Origin of the sequence: Zooshikella sp. RANM57, assembly GCF_050749885.1 — a bacterium.
Classification (GTDB): domain Bacteria; phylum Pseudomonadota; class Gammaproteobacteria; order Pseudomonadales; family Zooshikellaceae; genus Zooshikella.
Window position 1 is genome coordinate 250,203 of the sequence record NZ_JBOIUB010000001.1, and the last position, 7,178, is coordinate 257,380.

7 protein-coding genes are annotated in these 7,178 nt (G+C 37.2%); 1 reads left to right on the forward strand and 6 read right to left on the reverse strand.

The genetic code is table 11. The annotated features are described in order from the left end of the window. Window positions 1-81 precede the first annotated feature (81 nt). From ACQ96U_RS01030 to ACQ96U_RS01055, 6 genes are all read right to left on the reverse strand, one after another. Window positions 82-1,101, reverse strand: coding sequence for a TIGR00266 family protein (locus ACQ96U_RS01030; RefSeq protein WP_431719366.1), 1,020 nt, complete (start codon window positions 1,099-1,101; stop codon window positions 82-84). 131 nt (window positions 1,102-1,232) lie between these two features. After that, on the reverse strand, window positions 1,233-1,910 hold the full coding sequence (locus ACQ96U_RS01035; RefSeq protein ID WP_431719367.1) for a TIGR00266 family protein: 678 nt from the start codon (window positions 1,908-1,910) through the stop codon (window positions 1,233-1,235). A gap of 32 nt (window positions 1,911-1,942) precedes the next feature. Continuing rightward, the gene (locus ACQ96U_RS01040) at window positions 1,943-2,605 is read right to left on the reverse strand and encodes a TIGR00266 family protein (RefSeq protein WP_431719368.1); all 663 of its coding nucleotides are present in this window, start codon (window positions 2,603-2,605) and stop codon (window positions 1,943-1,945) included. Next, a complete protein-coding gene (locus ACQ96U_RS01045; RefSeq protein ID WP_431719369.1) occupies window positions 2,589-3,782 on the reverse strand; it encodes a M48 family metallopeptidase in 1,194 nt (397 codons plus the stop codon). The genes ACQ96U_RS01040 and ACQ96U_RS01045 overlap by 17 nt, the downstream gene beginning before the upstream one ends. A gap of 265 nt (window positions 3,783-4,047) precedes the next feature. After that, the gene (locus ACQ96U_RS01050; RefSeq protein WP_431719370.1) at window positions 4,048-4,803 is read right to left on the reverse strand and encodes a substrate-binding periplasmic protein; all 756 of its coding nucleotides are present in this window, start codon (window positions 4,801-4,803) and stop codon (window positions 4,048-4,050) included. Between the two features lie 145 nt (window positions 4,804-4,948). Beyond that, entirely contained in the window at window positions 4,949-5,728 is a 780-nt protein-coding gene (locus ACQ96U_RS01055; protein WP_431720122.1) for a substrate-binding periplasmic protein, read from the reverse strand. A 235-nt stretch (window positions 5,729-5,963) separates the two neighbouring features. Here ACQ96U_RS01055 and ACQ96U_RS01060 point away from each other — a divergent pair, with 235 nt between their 5' ends. Continuing rightward, window positions 5,964-6,809 carry a hypothetical protein gene (locus ACQ96U_RS01060; RefSeq protein ID WP_431719371.1) on the forward strand — a complete coding sequence of 282 codons (846 nt, stop codon included), beginning with the start codon at window positions 5,964-5,966 and terminating at the stop codon, window positions 6,807-6,809. The last annotated feature ends 369 nt before the right edge of the window (window positions 6,810-7,178 follow it).

Sequence of the window (7,178 nt, forward strand, 5' to 3'; positions counted from 1 at the left end):
AACACTTATTACTTTAAAAAGGTAATAAAATAAAGTATGTGGAATATAAAAGTTATGTTTGCAGGTGTTGCTTCTAAGCAATTAACCTCTATTTTTAGCAGGGCGGTAAGCATGTGCCCACCATGAGAAGGCATCAACGCCTCTTGTTTGAATCCAGACTTTTCCTTTACCAGAAAAACGACAAACAAAGCCTTCACCTGAGAAAAATAAAGATTTATAACCACCTACTTTGCTGATTTTATAGTCAAGATGTTCAGTAAAAGCTACAATATTGCCTGTATCAACAACATAATTATCCTCGACATCAATTTCTATAATAGCGCCATAGCTATTAAACCATAAGTCGCCTTTACCAGAAGCTCGAATTAAAAATAAATTCTCACCCGAAAAAAATCCTTTAGTAAAACCTTGCCATTTAGTTTCAATGTTGACAGACATTGCTGAAGCTACAAAGGCGGAGTTTTGTAAGTACAGTATTTCATCATTTAAATAAATGTGCATCATGTCGCCTGGCGCTCCTGGGGCAATACCAATTTCACCAGGACCATGAGTGGCAGTGAACTCATTGATAAAAATGGATTCGCCAGTAACAAAACGTCCGAGGCCACCCTTTAGCTTTGTTTTCATTTCAATATGGGTGTCCATGGTCGCCATGGCTGAAGCTTCTACTTTGATGGTTTGGTTTGCGGGTAATTGTACGGTAACAAAGCTGTAGTCTGGCTTGCCTTCAATTTTAAATGATAAACCAGGATGGTCTGCGGGTGACTCAAAAGTATCATTTGTAGGAGCAGTAGAAGAGCGTTTGTCAGCTTGAAGGTTGTTATTAGAAAGATTTTGAGCTGCAGCCTTGGCCTCAATTTCTGCTTCTTCAGCGGTTAAAATACGACAACCAATACCTATTTTATCCAGCGCATTGCGAATTTTGGTGGCGGTTACCTGGTCAAGGTTTTTTTTAATTATGATTGGGCTTTTTTGTAGTGTTTGCTTTGCAACTTCTGGCGTTGTTTTAAATAAGCGGGAAAACTGAGCGGCAGCTTGTTCTAAACTTGTAGCTTCTGCTATCTTGCCTGTTAGTGTCACTTGATATTGGTTATCTTGCATTGTCTGGTTTCCTGTGTGAACGACTTATTGGCTTTACGGGTATGTTTGAACCGAGTAATTGTTTTAACGTAACCCTTGTTTCGTTGATGTTCGGGCTTACATAAAGCCATTCACAATTAAAAAAACACTGGCTAACGGGGTCTTAAATTGCCACCCAGCATTGAGCCAAAGCTACTGGGGTTATGCGACTGACACCAAACGGTACCTTTGCCATGAAATTTGCACACCAAACCTTCACCGCCCAGAAATGAGTGTAACCAGCTTTTTCCTGCTTTAGTGATAGTAAAGTCAAGTGTTTCATTGAAAGCGACGATGTGGCCGGTATCAACAATATATTCACCATCAACATGAATAGGATAGATCGCTCCAAAAGAACTTATAAGTACTTTACCTGAGCCTTTTAAATGTAACCAAAATACACGTTCTCCTGAAAAAATTGATTTAAAGCCTTGCCAGCCCAGGTTAATTTCAATTGAATGCTCGCAAGCAAGAAATGAACTGCCTTGTACAATCAATGTTTCATTGTCGAGTTGCATGACTTCCATATCGCCTGCTAATGCTGTGCCTAGCCACACTTCACCTGCAGTATTTTGTGCTTCAAAATGGTTAATGAATAATGACTCACCAGCGACCATCCGTTTTACGGCTTTCAGAATGCTGCCTTTTCCTTGCTTATGGGTAGTGGTGGTAATATTGATGTTATTACTCATCGCAATCATGGCACCTGATTCAGCGGTACATACCTCTGCAGGGTTTAGAGAGACTTTAGCCGCAGTATTACCCGGACGATGTAATAGCTGTATATCCATTAATAGGCCCTTTGTGATAACAACAACAGATGCTAAGGCAGTTTAGGATTTATCCATTCTGCCAATCCAGATAAACTTCGTGTTTGTATGGTAATCTTGCCTTTGCCTACGACTCGTGTTACCAAACCTTCACCACTAAAGAAACTGGAAAAAATACCTCCTGCCAATTGCAATTTAAGTTTAATGCTGGGCTCATAGGCAACTAAATGGCTAGTGTCGACGATATACTCACCGTCAATCTCCTTTTCTAATAGTGCCCCAAAAGCGCCATACCATACGGTGCCATGGCCTTTAACGACAATTTTAAATAACCCTTCTTTGGCTAGCCAGGAGATAAAACCTGCCCACTTGACGCCTACTTTAATATCCTCGGTACAGGCTAAAAATGCGCCAGGTTGTAAGTACAGTGTTTGCCCTTTTAATTCTACCGCTTTAATCTCACCTGGCGTTGGCTGAGAAAGCGTTATATGTCGGTTACTGTTAGCATGATTGGTGAATTCATTAATAAATAAGGTTTCACCACCTAAAAAATAACGGGCTAGCGCAGGAAAAAAACCACCATTAAAACGTGAGTTCAAATCTAAGTCAGCAGACATCGTGGCCATTGCATCAGATTCAGCGGTTATTATCTCTCCAGGGGATAGTTCAATATCTAAGTAAGAAAAGGCCCGCCCGCCTTTAATTTCTGTTTTCATCTGTAGTTGTGTCCGATGAAGTATGAGTCACAAATTGTTGTACACTTTGTTTCAGTTTGTCAAATTCATTATTCAGGTCTCGATATGAGATACCACTATCTTGTGTTAGTAATTTTAGTTGATCAATCCGGTCTGATGTAGCGGGGTGACTACTTAGCAGTGCAAGGGACTGCTGAATTAACTCTTGGTTTTCTTCACCGGTAACTTGGGCTAAACGTCTTGTTTCTTCTTCCTGAATTTTTTTAAAAAACTGATGTAGGCCTTGCGGATTGATGCTGGCAGCTTTTAGTAAAGTTACTCCTTTTTCATCTGCATCAGCTTCAAACGTTCGAGAGTAACTTTGGTTAATCAATAAAGGTGCAGCATCAGCCATCATGGCTAAAAGACCAGTCATATCGCCAAGTAACGCATCGACAATAATGAAGGTACCACTGGCACTAATGATATTCCGAAGTCCATGCTGTTCTGTCACATGAGCCATTTCATGAGCCACAACACCTAATAATTCTTCAGCACTGTCGGCTTTTAAAATAAGTCCTGAGTGAATGACAATATAACCGCCAGGTAAGGCAAAGGCATTAATTTCCTGATTTAAGGCAATTGAAAAGTGGAAATCATAGCGTTTGTTCGGTATTGCTGCTAACAGTGGACTGACAAGAGGCTTCAATAACGGTTCAGCTTGTTTATCCGGCATAAACGGGCTTTCTAACTGATATGACTTTATGGCCTGTTTTGCCAGTGATTGCTCCCAGTCAGCGGGTACTTGCTGAGCAAGTAGCGCCGCTATAGGATCTAAGGCAAGGTATAATGAAAATGGACTTGCGATAAGCAGCAGGCTAACCACAATAAAAATAAAATGGTTCTTTGTTCGCTTTTGTTTTGCTTTGGAAAGTTGGGCCGCAATTGCGGGGTGATTAATCAATAAAGTATCTTTCAGTATTGAGCGATCACTTGTATAGTACGACAGTTCAGGCCAGTCTGGATGAGAGATAAACACCAGGCGATTACTTGCACCACCTAATTTAAACTCACTTCCCTTTATAGGAATGGCTAATTCTTTGCCTCCGCCAACAAAGCAAATGTTTTCGTTTGTTATAGACAGTGTGCCAGAACATCGACCGTTGGGTAGGTCTTTATAAAAAGCATGCGCGGTATAGTGGTGTTGAGTGGAATCCATAAGACTGTTTTCATATTTTAGGAAAAGGCATTCAATCAATTTATAGTGTAATCAAGTTATATTCAAATGATATTTACTTAGCGTATTCTCTTCTTCTTGAGGCAAACAGCTGGATGTACGTTATCTGGCCTTTGTCTACTGCTGGTGTACATCGAAATAACACTAGTGTAGTTTTAGAGTGATGGGGATATTGTGTATTAACTGGCTGTTTGAATTTGGAAAAATGGTACGTGGGTAAATCTTGTGTAGCTGCTTGCTTATGAGTCTATTGAATAAAATATTGATTGTAGATAAATTGGTATATGGGTTCTTGCTTTAATGATTTGAGCTCTTTGGAAAATTGCTTTACAAATGGTTTTGGGATTGTCTTTTTGTTGAAAATTATGTAAAGGCCATCTACTTTTATTGGTTTTTTTGTGAGTGCTTTTATATTCGATAACCCCAGCTTTTGTATTGTGTACAAGCCATTACCTAATTCTGCAGAAATAAAATCAACTCTTCCTGCATTAAGCATGCTAAAGTTTTGTTCATCATTAACAGCTTCTTTGTAAATTGAATTGTTTTTTATATATTGCCAGAACTCCTTGGTGTAACTATATCCTCTAACCACGCCAATTGATTTGCCAGACAAGTCAGTTAATGAATTAAATTTTAGATTATCCTCTTCTTTAATCCATAAAAACCATGGAGATACAATAATCATCTCATCTGGGTAATAGGCAAAATTTGTTCTATCTTTTGTGAAGTTCGCAGAATATAAAGCATCGATTTCTCCTTTTTCGATCATTGTGATGGCTCGTTTCCATGGGTAGTTTCTAATCTTTTTTACTTTTACATTAAGCCTTTTAAAGACTAATTTTATTATTTCGGTACTGAATCCTCCCACTTGGTTGTTATTTATGGTTTGGTACGGTGGCCAAATATCACATATAACCTCTATTGAATCTACCTTTGAATTAGCATTTAGTGGTAGTAATAAACAATACAATAGATTTAGTAATGTGAGTTTATTGTATTTCATTTTAATGGGATGTCTTGTATTTTTCTTGTCAAGTGTAGTGACCCTTTTAAAATCGTTATCATAAAATCTCTGGTTTGTGCTGAGATGTTATATATCAGTTGATTGTTAGGGTTTCTTCGATTGAATGGTTGTATTTGTTAAGTGGCTAGCTTCCAAAGTATTCATTGTATAGAAATTTATAAACAGACTCTGTTTTTAGTTTTTTAAGCTCTTTGGAGAAATTGTCGACAAACTTTTTTGAGACGTTTTTGTTGTTGAACATAATGTATAGGCCACTTGATTTGATGGGGGTACCTTTGAGAGGGACGATTTTATTCAGTTTTAAGTTTTTAATAATATAAAATCCATTCCCTAGTTCTGCTGCAGCATAATCAATACGACCAGAATTCAATTTTTTGAAGTTTTGTTCATCTTTGGTTACTTCCTCATAAATGTTATGCTTCTTAACAAATTCCCAAAGATCCTTGGTGTAGCTGTAGCCTCGTACCAAACCCACTTTTTTACCGAGTAAATTATCAAATGACTCATATTTTAAATTATCTTCTTCTCTAACCCACATGACCCAAGGAGAATCGACAAGTGTTTCTTCAGGGTAAATTGCAAATTTGGTTCTTTCTTCTGTAAAGTTTGCAGAAAAAAGTGCATCTGCAGTTCCTGTCTTAACCATTGTTATAGCTCGTTTCCAGGGGTAGGCTTTGATTTTATTGGTTTTAACATTCATTCGTTTAAAAACCTCTTCTACCACTTTGGTGCTAAACCCTCCAACATTGTTTTTTTCAACCGTTTGATAAGGTGGCCATTCATCGCATATGACCGTAAGGGGGCTATTCTCAGCTTTTACATAAAACGAAAATACCCATAATATGGCTATAACAAGCGTTGGTTTTATAAGGTTTATGGGTTTATCCTTTGTTTTGATATTTATCTACTTTTCTTTGGGGAATAGAGAATGCTTTAATAATGTTGATTGAATATTGGTTATATAATGATGGATACCTCTAAAAATAGTGATTTTTATTTGAAGATTCGGTGTTGAATAGATGTTAGCAAAAGATATAGATTTTTACGAAATCTCCTAATGTGGTGAGTTTCTTTATGTAGTACTACTTTAAAAAATGCTGTTTTTATAGGTTCCCTAAAGACAACTTTGTTGTATTGTAGTGAAAATGCTAGATTTTATGGGATTACTTAAAAAGCGGGTTGTTGATTATTTTTTAGGTATAAACTCAAGTGATACGATGTCGAATTTGTTGCTTTGGTTTACTGGTTCCTGGTTTCTATTTACTGTTGATAAATTTCTTATAAAGGTTGTCCTAATAATGAAGAAAGAAATTGCGTTGACTTGTTTTTTGCTTTTGTCGTTACCTGCTTTTGGTGAGGAATTATGGGTTATCACATCATTGAATTGGGAACCTTACTCCGGAGATGAGATGGCTAATCAAGGTAACTCTATTCAAAAACTCATGGATACTTTAAAAAAAGCAGGAATCACATTGAAAGTTGAGTTTTATCCATGGAAGCGTGCACAGGAAGTTGCCTTAAAAAAAGGCTACCTTGGCTATTATCCTGCATGGCCTGAGGAAGTAGGTAAGGGCTTTGTTGCTTCTAAACCTGTTGATTGGTCAGAAATTGCTGTATTGAAAAGAGCAGAAGCAACAATCGAGTTCTCTACAATCGATAACTTATTTGAAAAATATGACGTAGGCATTGTTAAGTCTTATGTATACCCTGTAGAAATTGATTCGGCGATGAAAAAATATCCTAAACATGTTGAGGGAGCATCCAATGAACTCTCTCTATTAAAAAAGGTTTCTAAGGGAAGAAATAATGTGGCAATCACAGATCCAAATGTAATGCTCTATCTGGCAGGAAAAAATGGTATTGATAATATTGAAATAGTGAAAAAAATAATGAAGAAGGAATTAGTTATTGCATTACGAAATGATGATGAAAATAAATCACGTATACAGCGTATACAGAAATTACTTGGTGAAATGAATAATTAGTGATATTAATTTGCTCATGGTGTTACTATCACTGGCTTCAAATATAAACTCAAACATGGTAACCCCGCTTTTTGTTCTACCCAAATCATTACTCAGTGTACTCCTATTGTATTTCGATGCATGCCAGTGCAGAGGCAGAAAAACTGAGTAAATGTCACTATTTGCTGCAAGGATGCAGCAGCCAAGCTCCTGGGACGAATTCACGATATTTTTTTAGGAAAAGGAGCATTACAAAATGTATCAGGGATATACTGGCTTAATGCAAATCGGAATTTATCCAAGCACCTTATATGAAATTTAAACACAAATGGTTGTGTTGAAGCTGCTATAACTAAAGGTATTGTCATGACTTTAGTGCCTTTGTAGTTT

What these genes read in the sequence shown, in the direction of transcription:
- ACQ96U_RS01045 (WP_431719369.1), bottom strand. Translation starts at nt 3,782, where the DNA reads ATGGATTCCACTCAACACCACTATACCGCGCATGCTTTTTATAAAGAC.
- ACQ96U_RS01050 (WP_431719370.1), bottom strand. Translation starts at nt 4,803, where the DNA reads ATGAAATACAATAAACTCACATTACTAAATCTATTGTATTGTTTATTA.
- ACQ96U_RS01035 (WP_431719367.1), bottom strand. Translation starts at nt 1,910, where the DNA reads ATGGATATACAGCTATTACATCGTCCGGGTAATACTGCGGCTAAAGTC.
- ACQ96U_RS01040 (WP_431719368.1), bottom strand. Translation starts at nt 2,605, where the DNA reads ATGAAAACAGAAATTAAAGGCGGGCGGGCCTTTTCTTACTTAGATATT.
- ACQ96U_RS01030 (WP_431719366.1), bottom strand. Translation starts at nt 1,101, where the DNA reads ATGCAAGATAACCAATATCAAGTGACACTAACAGGCAAGATAGCAGAA.